Raw genomic sequence first — 16345 nt, 5'->3', positions numbered from 1 at the left:
CGCCTCGGCTGACGGCGGCGAGGCGCATTCCGCCGAAGCGGTACGTCACCACATCAAGCAGCTGATCGATTCGGAAGCGCCCACGGCAATCCTGTCGGATGACACCATCGTGGAACGCTTGCGCGCTTCGGGCATTGATATTGCCCGCCGCACGGTCGCGAAGTACCGCGAAGCCATGCGCATTCCCTCTTCGGTGCAACGCCGCCGCGACAAGCAGAGCGCTCTTGGTAACGTCCTCGCCACCGCAATGTCCGATCGCCCCCGCAACACCGAGCCGGCCTGATTGCGCTGGCGCGAAATCGCGCTACTCTCGATGTCCCATCGAGACCGATCCAAGCTAGGCACTTGAACCAAGCGAGGCATCACATGACTCTTCGAATTTCGGGAAAGAGCATCAGCGTCGGCGAGGCCCTGCGCGGCCGCGTTGCCGACCGCACGGATGAGGTGCTGCGCAAATATTTCGACGGCAATTATTCCGGTCACATCACGCTGAGCAAGGACGGCTTCGGCTTCCGCACCGATTGCGCGCTGCATCTCGATTCGGGAATCACGCTGGAGGCCGATTCGAACGCGCCGGACGCCTATGCCAGCGCCGACCAGGCGCTGGTGATGATCGAGAAGCGGCTGCGCCGCTACAAGAATCGCCTCAAGGACCGTTCCGCCCGCAAGGCCCATGTCGCCTCCGAGGCGATGGCTGCGCTCGATGCCACGAGCTATGTGCTCGAGGCGCCCGAAGGCGAGGACGAGGTCGCCGGCTACAGCCCCGTCATCATCGCCGAGCAAACCACCTCGCTGAAGCGCCTCTCGGTCAGCGAGGCCGTCATGGAACTCGACCTCAGCGGGGCGCCCTGCCTGGTCTTCCAGCACGGCTCCTCGGGCCGGGTGAACATCATTTACCGCCGGGCGGATGGCAATGTCGGCTGGATCGACCCTCCGGGGGCCAAGGTGGACGGTAAGTCCGATGGTTAGGTCCGAGACCCGGGCTCCGTACCATCCCGGGCCTTTAACAATGTCCGTGGCAAAGCCGCACGCGGGAGTTGGCACCGGGATTGCGTTGGAGTAGAAGCGCCCCACATCAGGACCGGGGCTAAGTCCGCCTCCTGCTTCATGTTATTGACGTCGGCGCAGCTTGGTCTATCAAGCTGGCCAAATCGGAACCTGACGGCTTAATTCACCTCGGAAAGCTTCCATGCCGATTACCGATCTGGTCGCACCCGAGGCGATTCTCCCGGCATTGAAAGTCAACAGCAAGAAGCAGGCGTTGCAGGAACTCGCGGCCAAGGCCGCCGAGCTGACCGGGCAGAACGAACGCTCCGTGTTCGAGGTCCTGCTTCAGCGCGAAAAGCTCGGCACCACCGCAGTCGGTTACGGCGTCGCCATTCCCCACGGCAAGCTGCCCAAGCTGGAAAAGATCTTTGGCCTGTTCGCGCGCCTCGATCGCCCGATCGATTTCGAATCGATGGACGGCCAGCCGGTCGATCTCGTCTTCCTGCTGCTCGCCCCCGAAGGCGCCGGCGCCGACCATCTCAAGGCACTCGCCCGCATCGCTCGCCTCTTGCGCGACCAGGACATCGCCAAGAAACTCCGCGCCTCGCGCGACGCCCAGGCGATCTATTCGGTGCTGGCCCTGCCGCCGGCGACGGCGGCTTGAGCGTCATTGCCGACTCTAAGGGCGCGTGCCCCGGACGCAGCGCAGCGCTGGGCGTTGCAGCTTGTCCGGGACACGAGAGTTAAGCCGCACTCCGCCGCGTTCGCAGTGACGACGCGCGAGACTGCATCTCCCGAAATGAAAACGGGCACGCCTTCTCATGAAGGCATGCCCGTTTGAAACCCTGTTCGCGCGACGCGCGTGCTCAGTGCACGCTCACCGCTTGCAGCTCGTTGCTCCAGGCATTGGCGATCGCGGCTTCGCGGCTGTCGGTCAGCATGATCGGCGTGCCGTCGGCGGCGTGGAGCGCGAAGAGTTTTAAGCCCGGCGCGATTTTCGGTGCTTCGGGAAACAGGCCCGGCACGTCCTCCGAGCGGATCTGCTTCACATAGGCGATATGGCCTTCGCCGAGGGTTGCCAGCGTCTCGGGCGAGACATTCTTGGCTTCGTATTCGAACGCAACGTGACCTTCACTCATGGTCTCGACTCCTCTGGAACACTAAGCGGTCGAGTCCGCTACTCGTTCCATTATTCGTGTTCATTGATAGCGATTGTCTTAACGATCCTCTCCGGTTCAGGCCGGGCCAGATCGACCGACAACAGCCCGTTCTTCAGATCCGCACCCAGCACCAGCATCCCCTCCGCCAGCACGAAGGTGCGCTGGAAGTGGCGGGCGGCGATCCCGCGATGGATGTATTGCCGGGTCTTGTCGTCCTGCTGCCGCCCGCGGATCACGAGCTGGTTTTCCTCAATAGTTACATCGAGTTGGTCGCGGGTGAAGCCGGCGACCGCCAGCGTGATGCGCAAACGCTCGGGCTGGCCGTCCGACCGGTCGCACCTCTCGATATTGTAGGGAGGATAACCGTCGGCACCTTTGACGACCCGATCGAGCACGCGCTCGATCTCGTCGAAGCCCAGCAGGAAGGGACTGGAGAGCGTTGGAACACGAGACATAGTTTACAAAGTCCTCGCAGAAGCGACTTTGGTGTGTCGGAGCCCGCAAGCGGCACCCCTTGGTCAGCAATATGGGCATATCCCCGTGTGGGTTCAAGCAGGTAGCAGGAGCCCTGCACAGGTGGCATTCCCGCATGTGATGCGCTTTGCTTCGCGCCGGGCGTTTCCACATCGTCATGGCCGGGGCATGGCCGTCCGTAGGACGGCGTCGCTACCGCTCGCCGATATCCCCCACGACCTTTCTCTCGACAGCCAGAGCAACGCCCGGGACAAGTTCGGGGACGGCAAATTGCAGGCCGATTTATGTCAATGAAAACAAGGCCCCGCTACTGTGCATGGGGTTGTTTTCGCACTTTTTGTTAGCTGTCCCTTCGGAACCCGGTCAGGCTTCCAACCGCTTCCGCCCATCGCCGCTGAACAAATGCAGCTTTTGGCGAACCGCTGCGACGCGGATCTGCTGGCCGATGGCTGGCGCCTCGGTTCCGGGAAGGCGGACGATGACCTCGCCGGGCGGCAGCTCGCCGGGCGTGGCGGCGACGCGCTGGTCTTCCTGAGCCCGCGAGCCGTAGACGAAGGTTTCGGCGCCGACGCGTTCGATCGCTTCAACGGTAAGTGGCAGCGCGACGCCGCCGGCGGGCGTCTGGTCGGTGATGACGAAGTCTTCGGGACGGATGCCGAGGATGCCGGCTTCGCCCGCGCTGCCGCCGAGCTGCGACTTGATCTCGTCGGGACGGGTGGACATCAGGTTCATCGGCGGCGCGCCGATGAAAGAGGCGACGAAGGTCGTGGCCGGCTTTTGGTAGATCGCGAGGGGATTGCCGACCTGCTCGACCTGGCCGCCATTCATCACCACCAGAATATCGGCGAGCGTCATCGCCTCGAGCTGGTCATGGGTGACGTAGATCGACGTCGTGTTGAGCCGGCGCTGCAATCTGCGGATCTCGACGCGCATCGCGATGCGCAGCTTGGCATCGAGATTGGAGAGCGGTTCGTCGAACAGAAACACCTTCGGCTGGCGCACGATGGCGCGGCCCATGGCGACGCGCTGGCGCTGGCCGCCGGAAAGCTGGCGCGGCTTGCGCTCCAGCATGGCGGAGAGCTCGAGCACGCGCGCCGCTTCCCCGACGCGGGTCTTGATCTCGGCTTCCGCCATTCCGCGGTTGCGCAGGCCATAGGCCATGTTGTTGTAGACGCTCATATGCGGATAGAGCGCGTAGTTCTGAAACACCATCGCGATGTCGCGATCGGCGGGCTCGATCTGGTTGACGACGCGGCCGCCGATGTCGATCTCGCCGCCGGTGACAGTCTCCAGCCCCGCGACCATGCGCAGCAAGGTCGACTTGCCGCAGCCGGACGGGCCGACCAGCACGCAGAACTGGCCGTCGCCGACATCGACGTCGATGCCCTTGATGGCTTCGAAGCCGCCGGGATAGGTCTTGCGAACGTTGCGCAGGGTGACGTTAGCCATGAAAACTCACTTGCAAGAACCTACTTCTCCGTCTCGACCAGGCCGCGCACGAACAGCTTCTGCATGGCGACGACGACGAACACCGGCGGCAGCATGGCCAGCACGGCAGTTGCCATCACGATCGGCCATTCGGTCAGCGCGTCGGTGGTGGTGATCATCTTGCGGATGCCGATCTGGATCGTCTGCATGTCGTCGCGGGTGGTGATCAGCAGCGGCCAGAGATATTGATTCCAGCCGAGGATGAACAGGATGACGAACAGCGCCGCCATGTTGGTGCGCGACAGCGGCAACAGCGTATCCCAGAAGAAGCGCAAGGGACCGGCGCCGTCGATCCGCGAGGCTTCCAAAAGCTCGTCCGGCACGGTCATGAAGAACTGGCGGAACAGCAGCGTTGCGGTGGCCGACGCGATCAGCGGCAGCGACAGGCCGGCATAGCTGTCGAGCATGTGCAGATCGGCGACGATCTTGTAGGTGGGATAGATGCGCACCTCGACCGGCAGCATCAGGGTGATGAAGATCAGCCAGAAGATCGGCATCCGGAACGGAAAGCGGAAATACACGATCGCATAGGCCGAGATGATCGAGATCGCGATCTTGCCGACCGCGATCAAGAGCGCCATCACCAGCGAGTTCAGCATCATGTTGCCGACCGGCTCCCGGGTCGAGCCGCTCGTGCCGATGAAGATCGTCTGGTAGTAAGTCTTGAAGAAATGACCGCCTGGCAGCAGCGACATCTGTCCGTTCGCGATCAGCGCGTTGTCCTGGGTCGAGGCGACGATCGCGATGTAGACGGGGAAGGCGACGATCGCGATCCCGATCCAGAGGATGATATGAGCGACGTAGCGCCGAAAGCCTTCTTCCTCGACCATCAGTAGGTCACCTTGCGTTCGACGAAGCGGAACTGGATTCCCGTCAGCACGATCACCATGATCATCAGGATCACCGATTGCGCCGCGGAGCTGCCGAGATTGCCGCCGAGCAGGCCGTCGGAATAGACCTTGTAGACCAGCGTCTCCGTCGACTTGCCGGGACCGCCGCGGGTCATGGTGTCGATGATGCCGAACGTGTCGAAGAAGGCGTAGACGATGTTGACGACCAAAAGGAAGAAGATGGTCGGCGACAGCAGCGGGAAGGTCACGGTCCAGAACCTGCGCATCGGGCGCGCGCCGTCGATCGCGGCGGCCTCCAGCACGCTTCGCGGGATGCTCTGCAGGCCCGCGAGGAAGAACAGGAAATTATAGGAGATCTGCTTCCAGGCGGCGGCGAGGATGATCAGCGTTGCGGCCTGGTCGCCGTCGAGCAGCGGATTCCAGTCGATGCCCAGGACGCGCAAATAACGCGAGAGCACGCCCAGCGAGGGATGCAGCATGAAAATCCAGAGCACGCCGACGACCGGCGGCGCCACCGCATAGGGCCAGATCAGCAGCGTGCGGTAGAGCATCGAGCCGCGCAGCGGCTTGTCCGCCATCACGGCGAGGAGCAGCGCAAAGGATAGCGATGAGACCGCGATGGCGAACGAGAAGAAGAAGGTCCGCACGATCGCTTCGAAATAGGCGCGGTCCTGCAGAAGCTCGAGATAGTTGTCGAACCAGACGAAGCTCGTCGAAAGACCGAAGGCGTCCTGGAGCAGGAAGGACTGGATCACTGCCTGCAACGCCGGCCAGTAGAAGAAAATCAGGACGATCGCGAGCTGCGGCGCAACCAGCGCGTAGGGCAATAGCTTCGATTGGAAAATGGCTTGCTTTTGCATGATGCGCGCAGGAGCGGCAGGCCGGGTTACCGGCCTGCCGCCGATCGCCTCACTTCACGGCGGTCTTTTCGAACTGCCGCAGCATCGTGTTGCCGCGTTCGACCGCGGCATCGAGCGCCTGCTTGGCGGTCTTCTTGCCGGCGAGCGCCTGCTCGATCTCTTCCGACCAGACGTCACGGAGCTGCACCATGTTGCCAAGGCGCAGGCCGCGGGAATTCTCGGTCGGCTCCTTATTGGTCAGCTCGAGCAGCGGGGTCTCGAGATAGGGCTGGTCCTTGTAGAAGCCTTCCGCCTTGGCCTTCTCATAGGCCGCCTTGGTGATCGGCAGATAGCCGGAGGCCTTGTGGATGTAGACTTGGCGGTCGGTGTCGGACAGGAAGCCCAGGAATTTCGCGACGCCCTTGTACTCGTCGGCCGACTTGCCGCCCATCACCCAGAGCGAGGCGCCGCCGATGATCGAGTTCTGCGGTGCGCCCTTGACGTCGGGATAATAGGGCATCGGCACGGCGGTGAAGGCGAACTTGGCTTGCGCCTTGACGTTGCCGAAGAACGCCGAGGAGGTCAGATAGAGCGGGCATTCACCTGACGTGAAGCGGCCTTCGCCGGTGTTGGTGCGGCCGGCATAATCGTAGGTCTTGTCCTTCTGGAGCTCGACCAGCTTCTCGAGGTGCTTGACCTGAAGCGGGCCGTTGAATTCGAGCACGGTGTCGAAGCCGTCGAGGCCGTTGGCCTTGGTCGACAGCGGCACGTTGTGCCAGGCGGAGAGCTGTTCGAGATTGACCCAGGTGACCCAGGAATTGGAGAAGCCGCAGGTGGGGTGGCCGTTGTCGTGCAGCTTCTTGGCGACATCGAACACTTCAGGCCAGGTCTTCGGGATTGCGACGTTCGCCTTCTTCAGCTCGTCGAGGTTGACCCACATCACCGTCGACGACGAGTTGAACGGGAAGGACAGCATCTCGCCCTTCGAGGTCGAGTAATAGCCGGTGATCGCGGGCAGGTAGGCCTTCGGATCGAACTTCTCGCCGGTCTCGGCCATCAGCTTGTAGACCGGCTTCACCGCGCCGGTCGCCGCCATCATGGTGGCGGTGCCGACCTCGAACACCTGCATGATGTGCGGCGCATTGCCGGCGCGGAAGGCCGCGATGCCGGCGTTCATCGTGTCGGGGTAGTTGCCCTTGTAGGTCGGGATTACCTTGTAGTCGCTCTGCGACGCGTTGAAGTCGGTGGCGAGCTTGACGATGACGTCGTTGTTGGCGCCGGTCATCGCGTGCCACCACTGGATGTCGGTCACGGCCAGGGCCGGCGAGGCCATCATGCCGACCGTGACTGCGACAGCCGCAGCCGCACCAAAATGTCGAAGAGCCATCAAGAAAACCTCCCTTGCCCGTCAATAAAGAAGCGCTTGCGCTAGCAGTGCCACATGACGTTCACATGACTGTGTAAGCGGCCGAAACGAAAGCGGCAAGCGCTGGAAAAGGGAAGCCGGAAAATAGGCGAAGGCGTGCGGGAGACCGCGCCGTGCGTTCGCGCTGCACACGCGTGCTCGCGCCGCAGTGCGGCATTGGATGACGTGAGTTGTCCATCAGGCACGATCTCGAACACCTCTCCCGCTTGCGGGAGAGGTCGCGCCGAAGGCGCGGGTGACTGCTCTCTCCGCTTGGGGATTGTCCCGTTCTGGAGACGCCCTCTCCCCAACCCTCCCCCGCAAGCGGGGAGGGAGCGCACCGCCGTTGCGGCAACGCTGAAGTCTATTTCACGAGGCCTCAGCGCTTACGCTCGGGGCCGCAGACCACGCCCTTTTCGACCATCGCGTCGATGTCCGCCCGGGAGTAGCCGAACTCGCCCAGCACCTCAGCCGCGTGCTGGCTGAATTTCGGCGGCAGGCGGCGCAGGCTCGGCTTGCTGCGGTCGAGCCGGATCGGCGAGGCGACGCCCTTGTACCAATCCTTCTCGATGATATCGCCGCGCGCGATCGTGTGCGGATTCGTGAGTGCCTGGTCGATCTTCTGCACCGGGCCAGCGGGCAGGCCCGCCGCGAGCAGGCGGTTGCAGAGCGGCTCGGCCTCGTGCTGGCTGAACACCGCGGCGAGTTCGGCGCGCAGCGCCTCGCGATTGGCGATGCGGTCCTTGTTGCGGGCAAAGCGCGGATCGGTGCCGAGCTCGGGCTTGCCGATCTCCTTGGCGAGCTTGCGGAACGTGCCGTCGTTGCCGACGCCGATGAAGATGTTGTCGGTTTTCGTCGGGAAGATCGCGTAAGGCACGAGGTTGGGATGCTCGTTGCCAGTGAGCGCGGGTGGCTTGCCATGCATGAAATAATTGGCGGTGTGCGGATGCATGATGGCAAGGCCGGTCTCGTACAGCGTCGTCTCCAGGAACTGGCCCCTGCCGGAGCGCTGGCGCTCCGACAGCGCCATCAGGATGCCGATCGCCGCGTACAGGCCAGTGGTGATGTCGACCAGCGGCACGCCGATCCGCATCGGGCCGCTCTCCGGCGAGCCGGTCGCCGCGATCATGCCGGTCATGGCCTGGATGATGGCGTCATAGCCGGGATTGCCGCCGCGCGGGCCGTCGGCGCCGAAGCCGCAGATCCGACAGTGCACGAGGCGCGGGAATTTTGCGCGCAGCACCTCGTTGCCGATGCCCCATTTCTCCAGCGTGCCTGGCTTGAAGTTCTCGATCAGGACGTCGGCCGTCTCCAGCATCTTCAGCAGCACGGCGCGGCCGCCTTCGGAGGCGAGGTCGAGGCCGATCGAGCGCTTGTTGCGGTTGATGCCGACGAAATAGGCCGCATCCTCCTCATGGAAGGGAGGGCCCCATTCGCGCACCTCGTCGCCCGCGGGCGGCTCGACCTTGATCACGTCGGCGCCGTGGTCGGCGAGGATCTGGGTGCAGTAGGGACCGCCGAGCACGCGCGTGAGATCGATGACGCGCAATCCGCTCATGGCACCTGTGGCGGCTTCAGAACTCATGCCTTCGCTTCCCCTGTGTCGATGCTTGATCACAGGCCTAGCGAGGTTCGTGCATCCCAGCAATGGCTTCGCGCGTAGGGCCGCATGCGCCGCCGCGGCGCAATCCCAGAATGGCAAACCAATGGGAAGCGGCCAGCCCGAGGGGGATCTCGGGCCAGCCAATCCGCAATTGCGGTCAGACGACCGTCAGACGAACGTCGACATTGCCGCGCGTGGCGTTGGAGTACGGGCACACCTGGTGCGCCTTCTCGACCAACGCCTCAGCCTCGGCGCGAGCCAGGCCCGGCAGCGAGACGGCGAGATCGATCTCGAGACCGAAACCGCCCTCGGAGCGCGGGCCGATGCCGACGGTCGAAGTGACGGACGCGTCATTGGGAACCTTGGGGCCGCCCTGCGACGCCACGAACTTCATCGCGCCGATGAAGCAGGCCGCATAGCCCGCCGCAAACAGCTGCTCGGGATTGTTGCCGGCGCCGCCTCCGCCGCCGAGCTCCTTCGGCGTGGTCAGCTTGACGTCTAGGGCGCCGTCGAGCGTTGCAGCATGGCCGTCGCGGCCGCCGGTCGCCTTGGCACTGGTCTTGTAGAGGACGTTCACGGACATTTTCATCTCCCTGGGGGTTCGGGTGGACGCGATCTGTATCGCTTCAATTAGATCGCGCACAACTGAAATTACAGTGCCTCACATTTAATTGTTTGCAATTGAATTTACGGCCGCCCGACCCCACAATACGGGCAAATCCCGTGAGAGTCCCCATGGCCCGGAAACCATCGGCAGCGGACGCGCCGCTGCGGCTCGACAATCAGATCTGCTTTGCGGTCTATTCGGCCGCGCATGCTTTCAATCGTGTCTACAAGCCGCTGCTCGGTCGGCTCGGCCTGACCTATCCGCAATATCTGGTGATGCTGGTGCTATGGGAGCGCGACGACGTACCGGTGAGGGACATCGGCGAGAAGCTGTTCCTGGATTCGGGCACGCTGACGCCGCTGCTCAAGCGGCTCGAGGCCGCCCATCTCGTGAGGCGCACCCGCTCGAGCGAGGACGAGCGTCAGGTGCTGATCGCCCTGACGCCGCAGGGCCAGGCGCTGAAGGACAAGGCACGCAGCGTGCCGCAATCCATTCTGGCGGCCTCGGATTGCTCGGTGCCGGAACTGGTCGCAATGAAGGACGAGATCGTCGCATTGCGCGACCGGCTCAATGCGGTGATCGGGGAGTAGGGGAGTTCGTCAGAGCCTAGGAAAGCCGCTTCTTCGTGAAGGCGCGGCCGGAATGAGACTTCAGGTACTTTTCAAACGCCAGAGCTTTGTACTTGTCGGGGAAGGCGCAGTACCAGATCAGTTTCCAAGGCTTATATTTAGCGGTGTGGCTAGATTTGCCGGCATTGTGTTCCGGAATTCGCCGCTTCAAATCTTCCGTGGCGCCGATGTATTCCTGATCAGGAAAGTCAACGCTTTGGAGAATGTAGACGTACCACATTGACGCCTATCGCCTGGGTAGTCGTTAGGTGGGCGTCGCACCAGTCCGTCTTCGCCCTTCGGGCTACGCCGGACACCACGCTTTACCCTTCGGGCTCTGCGTGGCTGCGCCACGCGAAGCCCGAAGGGCGAAGCGTGGTGGAGCCAGGCGGGATCGAACCGCCGACCTCTTGCATGCCATGCAAGCGCTCTCCCAGCTGAGCTATGGCCCCTTAACTTAGACCGGATGAACCTGGTGGATCACCCCAACCGGCGAGCCCTGGTGACTCGCGCGGTGCACCCTTTTTCACAGATCAGGGCTGATCTCAAGTCTCTTCATCACCTCCGACATCACCAATGATGTCGGTTACGTCCTCATCGCCTTCTTCGTCGTCGGCAATGAAGGTCGAATCGTCGTCATCGTCATCCTCGATGGTCTCGTCGACCTCGATGTCGTCCTCGGACTCCGGAACGACGGCCTTGACCTTGCCGGTGTTCTCCTCGGCGTCGGCCTCCTCGAGCGAGACCAACTCCTCGGCCTCTGCCGGCTCCGGCGTCGTGTCCGGGGCCACATTGCGGGCTTCGGCGCCGCGGGACGCACGTGCGGGCGCGACCGGGGCGATCGGCACCACTTCGCCGGTATAGGGCGAGATCACCGGATTCTTGTTGAGGTCATAGAACTTCTTGCCCGTGGTCGGGCAAATACGTTTAGTTCCGAGTTCGGACTTGGCCACGGCAGGAATCCTGGGAATGTCTGAAAAGCGGTGCTTCACTTGGCTAGTTGGCGGCCCGCTGTCAATAGCGCATTACAGGAGAACGACATGCCCGTGACGGGGCGCGGACCATGTGGTACCTGCGCCCCAGCCCCTTAGGGCGCATCCAAGGACACAATCTTGACCCATTCCGACCAACCGAGGCCGCTGCAGTCTCGCGCCAGCGGCCCCCTGACCGGGAAAGTACGGGTACCCGGTGACAAGTCGATCTCCCACCGCGCCCTGATCCTGGGGGCGCTCGCGGTCGGCGAGACCCGGGTTTCGGGACTGCTCGAGGGCGAAGACGTTCTCAACACCGCCAAATCCATGCAGGCGCTGGGCGCCAGGGTCGAGCGCACCGGTGATTTCGCCTGGACGGTGAACGGTGTCGGCGTCGGTGGCTTCGCCCAGCCCAAGGCGGCGCTGGATTTCGGCAATTCCGGCACCGGCTGCCGCCTGGTCATGGGCGCCGTCGCGGGTTGCCCGATCTCGGCGGTGTTCGACGGGGACGCCTCGCTGCGCAGCCGCCCGATGCGCCGGATCCTCGATCCACTCGAACAGATGGGCGCCAGGGCCTTGTCGGGCAGCGAGGGCGGCCGTCTGCCGCTGACCCTGCAGGGCGCGCGCGATCCGCTGCCGATCACCTACATGACCCCGGTCGCCTCGGCCCAGATCAAATCGGCCGTGCTGCTCGCGGGCCTGGCTGCGCCGGGCACAACCACGGTGATCGAGACCGAGGCGAGCCGCGACCATACCGAGCTGATGCTGCAGCATTTTGGTGCCGCCATCACCTCCACGAAGGAAGGCCAGCACGGCCGCCGCATCACGCTTCAAGGCCAGCCAGAGCTGCACGGTGCCAACGTCATCGTGCCGGCCGACCCGTCCTCGGCGGCCTTCCCCGTCGTTGCCGCGCTGATCGCCGATGGCTCCGACGTCGTCCTGTCCGACGTAATGACCAATCCGCTGCGCACCGGCCTGTTCACCACGCTGCGCGAAATGGGCGCCTCGATCGAGGAGAGCGACGTACGACGCGACGCCGGCGAGCCGATGGCCCAGCTGCGCGTGCGCGCGTCGAAGCTGCGCGGCGTCGAGGTGCCGCCGGAGCGCGCGCCCTCGATGATCGACGAATACCTCGTATTGGCCGTCGCGGCCGCTTTCGCCGAGGGCACGACCATCATGCGCGGCCTGCAAGAGCTGCGCGTCAAGGAATCCGACCGGCTCGAGGCCACGGCCGACATGCTTCGCGTCAACGGCGTCAAGGTCGAGGTCTCCGGTGACGATCTGATCGTCGAAGGCCGCGGTCACGTGCCCGGCGGGGGCGTTGTTGCCACCCACATGGACCATCGCATCGCGATGTCCGCGCTGGTGATGGGTTGCGCGTCCGACCAGCCGGTCGGCGTCGACGACACCGCCTTCATCGCCACCAGCTTTCCGGATTTCATTCCGATGATGCGTTCGCTAGGGGCCGAGTTTTCATGATCATCGCCATCGACGGGCCCGCAGCCTCGGGCAAGGGGACGCTCGGCAAGCGCCTCGCCCACCATTACGGTTATCGCCATCTCGATACCGGCGTCATCTATCGCGCAGTGGCTTACGAGCTGATGCAGTCCGGTCATGATCTCCGCGACGAGGCAGCCGCGGTCGCGGCGGCGCTGGAACTCGACCCCGAAAAGTTCGGCAATCCCGTCCTCAAGACCCAGACGGTCGGCGAGGGGGCCTCCATCGTCTCGGCCATTCCGAGAGTCCGCGAAGTCCTGGTCAATTTCCAGCGGCAATTCGCCGCCGATCCGCCCGGCGCCGTGCTCGATGGCCGGGACATTGGAACCGTGATCTGCCCCCATGCCGACGTGAAGATTTTCGTGGTCGCCGACCCCAGGGTCCGCGCTCACCGCCGGACCATGGAGGCGCGGGCGCGGGGCGAGGAGGCGGACGAGGCGGCCGTGCTTGCCGACATCATGCAGCGCGACGAGCGCGACAAGAACCGGCCGATTGCGCCTTTAAAGCCGGCGCCGGATGCTTACTTGCTTGATAACTCCCAACTGGATATAGAAGGCGGCGTCCGGGCTGCCATCGACATTATCGAGGCCGTCCGAGCGGGCCGGTCGCGGGGTTAAGCCGCAGCCGTCATTGGAGGAAGCGCCCGCTCCCGCTCTTTGAGGTCGATAACCTTCGGTCCCTATTTGGGGCCGACGCGATCCAGGCTCCGGACAAGAATTTCCACGTATCGAACGCGCGGGCCTCAGCCGGCCCGCTTCCGCTGCTCCAGCACCGAGCCGGAGCCGCGAGCGGTCGCTCGAAGGTCTTGCGGACCTTCCGACACTGCGTGTGCGATGCGCCCATGAACCCAACGGCCGGCAAGACTTCCGCAACTGGAGAACAAATGGCTTCGACTTCTGCTGATACCTATAGCCCCTCGCGCGACGATTTCGCCGCGATGCTCGACGAATCCTTCGCAGGCGGCAACCTGCAGGAAAGCTCCGTCGTCAAGGGCAAGGTGGTTGCAATTGAAAAGGACATGGCCGTCATCGACGTCGGCCTGAAGACCGAGGGCCGCGTTGCCCTGCGCGAATTTTCCGGCCCCGGCCGTGACAGCGAGATCAAGGTCGGCGACGAGGTGGAAGTGTTCCTCGATCGCATCGAGAACGCCCTCGGCGAAGCCGTGCTGTCGCGCGACAAGGCGCGCCGCGAAGAGAGCTGGGGCAAGCTCGAGAAGGCGTTCCAGAACAACGAGAAGGTCAACGGCGTCATCTTCAACCAGGTCAAGGGCGGCTTCACCGTCGACCTCGACGGTGCCGTGGCCTTCCTGCCGCGCTCGCAGGTCGACATCCGTCCGATCCGCGACGTCGCGCCGCTGATGAACAATTCGCAGCCGTTCCAGATCCTCAAAATGGATCGCCGTCGCGGCAACATCGTCGTGTCCCGCCGCACCGTGCTGGAAGAGACCCGCGCCGAGCAGCGTCAGGAGCTGGTGCAGAATCTCGAAGAGGGTCAGGTCATCGACGGCGTGGTCAAGAACATCACCGACTACGGTGCGTTCGTTGATCTCGGCGGCATCGACGGCCTCCTGCACGTCACCGACATCGCCTGGCGCCGCGTCAACCATCCGACCGAGGTGCTCTCGATCGGCCAGACCGTGAAGGTCAAGATCATCAAGATCAACCACGAGACGCACCGCATCTCGCTGGGCATGAAACAGCTCTTGGATGATCCGTGGCAGGGCATCGAAGCCAAGTACCCGCTGGGTGCCCGCTTCACCGGCCGCGTCACCAACATCACCGACTACGGCGCGTTCGTCGAGCTCGAGCCGGGCATCGAAGGCCTGATCCACGTCTCCGAGATGTCGTGGACCAAGAAGAACATGCACCCCGGCAAGATCGTTTCGACCTCGCAGGAAGTCGACGTGCAGGTGCTGGAAGTCGATTCCGTCAAGCGCCGCATCTCGCTCGGCCTCAAGCAGACCATGCGCAACCCCTGGGAGGTCTTCGTCGAAGCTCACCCGACCGGTTCGGTGGTCGAAGGCGAGGTCAAGAACAAGACCGAGTTCGGTCTGTTCCTGGGTCTCGAAGGCGACGTCGACGGCATGGTCCACCTCTCCGACCTCGACTGGAAGCTTCCGGGCGAGCAGGTGATCGACAACTACAAGAAGGGCGACATGGTCAAGGCCGTGGTGCTCGACGTGGACGTCGAGAAGGAGCGCATCTCGCTCGGCATCAAGCAGCTCGAAGGCGACCCCTTCGCCGAGCCGGGCGATGTCAAGAAGGGCGCGGTCGTGACCTGCGAAGTGCTCGAAGTGAAGGAGAGCGGCATCGAGGTGAAGATCGCCGGTACCGACTTCTCGACCTTCATCAAGCGCTCGGAGCTCGCCCGTGACCGCAACGACCAGCGCGCTGAACGCTTTGCCGTCGGCGAGAAGGTCGATGCCCGCGTGATCCAGTTCGACAAGAAGGCCCGCAAGGTCCAGGTGTCGATCAAGGCGCTCGAAGTCGCCGAAGAAAAGGAAGCCATCGCGCAGTACGGCTCCTCCGATTCGGGTGCAACGCTCGGCGACATCTTGGGCACCGCGCTCAAGAACCGCGACAACAAGTAAGCGAAACGCACGTTTCGCTGCATCGAAGCCCCGGCGCGAGCCGGGGCTTTTTGTTGCGTGCTCGCGGCCCGGATGGAGCGCAGCGTCATCCGGGAAAGTCCTTGCGCCGCCAATCCCGGATTGCGCTTCGCTCCATCCGGGCTAGGACGGGCCTTGTTTTCTTCAAATTGCGCCGCAATTGATGTATCGAGAATAAGCCGACGGTCACGCTGTGACGGCACAACGCGCTCCGTCTTTCATTTTGGAGATATTCCGATGTCGCTGGATTCGGACATCATCGTCGATCGCCGCAGGATCCGCCGCAAGCTGACGTTTTGGCGCGTGATGGCCGCGCTGATCGCGATCGCGGCGATCGCGAGCTTTGCGCTGATCGCGACACCAGGTGCGCGCGGCACGTTCGCGTCTGCCGGTTCGATCGCGCGCGTCCACATCGAGGGCCTGATCCGCAGCGATTCCGATCGCACCCAGGCGCTGGAGCGGCTGGAGAATTCGCAGGCCGCTGCCGTCATCGTTCACGTCAACTCGCCGGGCGGCACCACCGCCGGCTCCGAGCAGCTCTACGATTCGCTCACCCGACTGAAGGCGAAGAAGCCGCTCGTCGTCGTGGTCGAGGGCCTTGCCGCCTCCGGCGGCTACATCACCGCGATCGCCAGCGACCACATCATCGCCCAGCAGAGCTCGCTGGTCGGCTCGATCGGCGTGTTGTTTCAATACCCCAATGTCTCCGAGTTGCTGAAGACCATCGGCGTCAAGGTCGAGGAGGTGAAGTCGTCGCCGCTGAAGGCCGCGCCCAATGGTTTCGAGCCCACCAGCCCCGAGGCGCGGGCCGCGCTCGATGCGCTGGTGAAGGATTCCTACGCCTGGTTCAGGGGCCTGGTGAAGGAACGGCGTGGCATGGATGACACGCTGCTCGAGAAAGTGGCCGATGGCCGCGTCTTCACCGGCCGCCAGGCGATCGATCTCAAGCTGATCGACCAGATCGGCGACGAGAAGACGGCGGTGACCTGGCTGGTCGAGCAGAAGGGCGTCAAGAAGGGGCTCAGCGTGCGCGATTACAAGCTCGAGCCGCGCTTCGGCGATCTGCCCTTCCTCAAGACGGCCGCCGCCGTGACGCTGGAAGCGCTGGGTTTGAGCTCGATTGCGTATCAAATCGGGCAAACCGGCGTCGCACAGGCGGTCGATCGGTTCGGAATGGATGGAATGCTGGCCCTGTGGCAGCCGGCCGCGTCAAACTGACCGGAACCGAGGCGAGCGTGCGGGGGTTT

The 16345-nt window shown here is 63.7% G+C and carries 17 protein-coding genes, 1 tRNA gene and 1 pseudogene; 8 read left to right on the top strand and 11 right to left on the bottom strand.

Features of this window, described 5'->3' with window-relative positions; genetic code table 11:
• The 3 genes and pseudogenes from IVA96_RS25020 to ptsN form a co-directional block, all read left to right on the top strand.
• Nucleotides 1-283, top strand: a pseudogene (locus IVA96_RS25020) (RNA polymerase sigma-54 factor); the annotation flags it as partial.
• Nucleotides 284-366: 83 nt separating this feature from the next.
• Nucleotides 367-969, top strand: a complete 603-nt coding sequence (raiA, locus tag IVA96_RS25015; protein WP_247276532.1) for a ribosome-associated translation inhibitor RaiA — start codon at nucleotides 367-369, stop codon at nucleotides 967-969.
• Between the two features lie 220 nt (nucleotides 970-1189).
• The gene (ptsN, locus tag IVA96_RS25010) at nucleotides 1190-1651 is read left to right on the top strand and encodes a PTS IIA-like nitrogen regulatory protein PtsN (RefSeq protein WP_027514736.1); all 462 of its coding nucleotides are present in this window, start codon (nucleotides 1190-1192) and stop codon (nucleotides 1649-1651) included.
• A gap of 202 nt (nucleotides 1652-1853) precedes the next feature.
• Here ptsN and IVA96_RS25005 read toward each other — a convergent pair whose 3' ends face one another.
• The 8 genes from IVA96_RS25005 to IVA96_RS24970 form a co-directional block, all read right to left on the bottom strand.
• The gene (locus tag IVA96_RS25005) at nucleotides 1854-2126 is read right to left on the bottom strand and encodes a DUF1150 domain-containing protein (protein WP_007598581.1); all 273 of its coding nucleotides are present in this window, start codon (nucleotides 2124-2126) and stop codon (nucleotides 1854-1856) included.
• A 50-nt stretch (nucleotides 2127-2176) separates the two neighbouring features.
• A complete protein-coding gene (locus IVA96_RS25000) occupies nucleotides 2177-2602 on the bottom strand; it encodes an Hsp20 family protein (RefSeq protein ID WP_014438749.1) in 426 nt (141 codons plus the stop codon).
• A gap of 382 nt (nucleotides 2603-2984) precedes the next feature.
• Nucleotides 2985-4070 carry a sn-glycerol-3-phosphate import ATP-binding protein UgpC gene (locus tag IVA96_RS24995; RefSeq protein ID WP_247276531.1) on the bottom strand — a complete coding sequence of 362 codons (1086 nt, stop codon included), beginning with the start codon at nucleotides 4068-4070 and terminating at the stop codon, nucleotides 2985-2987.
• 20 nt (nucleotides 4071-4090) lie between these two features.
• The gene (gene ugpE, locus IVA96_RS24990; protein WP_247276530.1) at nucleotides 4091-4939 is read right to left on the bottom strand and encodes a sn-glycerol-3-phosphate ABC transporter permease UgpE; all 849 of its coding nucleotides are present in this window, start codon (nucleotides 4937-4939) and stop codon (nucleotides 4091-4093) included.
• Complete coding sequence (gene ugpA / locus IVA96_RS24985; RefSeq protein WP_247303926.1) at nucleotides 4939-5820, bottom strand: sn-glycerol-3-phosphate ABC transporter permease UgpA; 882 nt, start codon at nucleotides 5818-5820, stop codon at nucleotides 4939-4941. Before ugpA ends, ugpE begins: the two co-directional genes overlap by 1 nt.
• Before the next feature lie 49 nt (nucleotides 5821-5869).
• The gene (ugpB, locus tag IVA96_RS24980; protein WP_247276528.1) at nucleotides 5870-7186 is read right to left on the bottom strand and encodes a sn-glycerol-3-phosphate ABC transporter substrate-binding protein UgpB; all 1317 of its coding nucleotides are present in this window, start codon (nucleotides 7184-7186) and stop codon (nucleotides 5870-5872) included.
• A 397-nt stretch (nucleotides 7187-7583) separates the two neighbouring features.
• Nucleotides 7584-8789 carry a CaiB/BaiF CoA-transferase family protein gene (locus IVA96_RS24975; RefSeq protein WP_247276527.1) on the bottom strand — a complete coding sequence of 402 codons (1206 nt, stop codon included), beginning with the start codon at nucleotides 8787-8789 and terminating at the stop codon, nucleotides 7584-7586.
• Between the two features lie 175 nt (nucleotides 8790-8964).
• Nucleotides 8965-9390: an organic hydroperoxide resistance protein gene (locus IVA96_RS24970; RefSeq protein WP_247276526.1), complete on the bottom strand. Its 426-nt coding sequence runs from the start codon at nucleotides 9388-9390 to the stop codon at nucleotides 8965-8967.
• A 152-nt stretch (nucleotides 9391-9542) separates the two neighbouring features.
• On the opposite strand from IVA96_RS24970, the gene IVA96_RS24965 reads away from it, so the two are divergent.
• Nucleotides 9543-10004, top strand: a complete 462-nt coding sequence (locus IVA96_RS24965; RefSeq protein WP_247276525.1) for a MarR family transcriptional regulator — start codon at nucleotides 9543-9545, stop codon at nucleotides 10002-10004.
• Between the two features lie 16 nt (nucleotides 10005-10020).
• On the opposite strand, the gene IVA96_RS24960 is transcribed toward IVA96_RS24965, so the two are convergent.
• From IVA96_RS24960 to IVA96_RS24950, 3 genes are all read right to left on the bottom strand, one after another.
• Nucleotides 10021-10263, bottom strand: a complete 243-nt coding sequence (locus IVA96_RS24960; protein WP_247276524.1) for a GIY-YIG nuclease family protein — start codon at nucleotides 10261-10263, stop codon at nucleotides 10021-10023.
• 135 nt (nucleotides 10264-10398) lie between these two features.
• Nucleotides 10399-10474 (bottom strand) — tRNA-Ala (locus IVA96_RS24955).
• Between the two features lie 93 nt (nucleotides 10475-10567).
• Complete coding sequence (locus IVA96_RS24950) at nucleotides 10568-10975, bottom strand: TIGR02300 family protein (protein ID WP_247276523.1); 408 nt, start codon at nucleotides 10973-10975, stop codon at nucleotides 10568-10570.
• 159 nt (nucleotides 10976-11134) lie between these two features.
• Between IVA96_RS24950 and aroA the strand changes: the two genes are divergently transcribed.
• From aroA to sppA, 4 genes are all read left to right on the top strand, one after another.
• Nucleotides 11135-12472 (top strand): 3-phosphoshikimate 1-carboxyvinyltransferase, encoded by a 1338-nt coding sequence (gene aroA, locus IVA96_RS24945; protein WP_247276522.1) that lies wholly within the window; start codon nucleotides 11135-11137, stop codon nucleotides 12470-12472.
• Complete coding sequence (gene cmk / locus IVA96_RS24940) at nucleotides 12469-13107, top strand: (d)CMP kinase (RefSeq protein ID WP_247276521.1); 639 nt, start codon at nucleotides 12469-12471, stop codon at nucleotides 13105-13107. Before aroA ends, cmk begins: the two co-directional genes overlap by 4 nt.
• Nucleotides 13108-13373: 266 nt before the next feature.
• Nucleotides 13374-15080: a 30S ribosomal protein S1 gene (gene rpsA, locus IVA96_RS24935; RefSeq protein WP_247276520.1), complete on the top strand. Its 1707-nt coding sequence runs from the start codon at nucleotides 13374-13376 to the stop codon at nucleotides 15078-15080.
• A 255-nt stretch (nucleotides 15081-15335) separates the two neighbouring features.
• Entirely contained in the window at nucleotides 15336-16316 is a 981-nt protein-coding gene (gene sppA / locus IVA96_RS24930) for a signal peptide peptidase SppA (protein ID WP_247419823.1), read from the top strand.
• Nucleotides 16317-16345: the final 29 nt, after the last annotated feature.

The organism is Bradyrhizobium sp. 159 (assembly GCF_023073795.1).
Lineage (GTDB): Bacteria > Pseudomonadota > Alphaproteobacteria > Rhizobiales > Xanthobacteraceae > Bradyrhizobium.
This window is presented reverse-complemented; position numbering and strand designations above follow the sequence as displayed.

Excerpts from the sequence above, each read along its gene's own strand:
- raiA (WP_247276532.1), top strand. The coding sequence starts at position 367 with ATGACTCTTCGAATTTCGGGAAAGAGCATCAGCGTCGGCGAGGCCCTG.
- ptsN (WP_027514736.1), top strand. The coding sequence starts at position 1,190 with ATGCCGATTACCGATCTGGTCGCACCCGAGGCGATTCTCCCGGCATTG.
- IVA96_RS25005 (WP_007598581.1), bottom strand. The coding sequence starts at position 2,126 with ATGAGTGAAGGTCACGTTGCGTTCGAATACGAAGCCAAGAATGTCTCG.
- IVA96_RS25000 (WP_014438749.1), bottom strand. The coding sequence starts at position 2,602 with ATGTCTCGTGTTCCAACGCTCTCCAGTCCCTTCCTGCTGGGCTTCGAC.
- IVA96_RS24995 (WP_247276531.1), bottom strand. The coding sequence starts at position 4,070 with ATGGCTAACGTCACCCTGCGCAACGTTCGCAAGACCTATCCCGGCGGC.
- ugpE (WP_247276530.1), bottom strand. The coding sequence starts at position 4,939 with ATGGTCGAGGAAGAAGGCTTTCGGCGCTACGTCGCTCATATCATCCTC.
- ugpA (WP_247303926.1), bottom strand. The coding sequence starts at position 5,820 with ATGCAAAAGCAAGCCATTTTCCAATCGAAGCTATTGCCCTACGCGCTG.
- ugpB (WP_247276528.1), bottom strand. The coding sequence starts at position 7,186 with ATGGCTCTTCGACATTTTGGTGCGGCTGCGGCTGTCGCAGTCACGGTC.
- IVA96_RS24975 (WP_247276527.1), bottom strand. The coding sequence starts at position 8,789 with ATGAGTTCTGAAGCCGCCACAGGTGCCATGAGCGGATTGCGCGTCATC.
- IVA96_RS24970 (WP_247276526.1), bottom strand. The coding sequence starts at position 9,390 with ATGTCCGTGAACGTCCTCTACAAGACCAGTGCCAAGGCGACCGGCGGC.
- IVA96_RS24965 (WP_247276525.1), top strand. The coding sequence starts at position 9,543 with ATGGCCCGGAAACCATCGGCAGCGGACGCGCCGCTGCGGCTCGACAAT.
- IVA96_RS24960 (WP_247276524.1), bottom strand. The coding sequence starts at position 10,263 with ATGTGGTACGTCTACATTCTCCAAAGCGTTGACTTTCCTGATCAGGAA.
- cmk (WP_247276521.1), top strand. The coding sequence starts at position 12,469 with ATGATCATCGCCATCGACGGGCCCGCAGCCTCGGGCAAGGGGACGCTC.
- rpsA (WP_247276520.1), top strand. The coding sequence starts at position 13,374 with ATGGCTTCGACTTCTGCTGATACCTATAGCCCCTCGCGCGACGATTTC.
- sppA (WP_247419823.1), top strand. The coding sequence starts at position 15,336 with ATGTCGCTGGATTCGGACATCATCGTCGATCGCCGCAGGATCCGCCGC.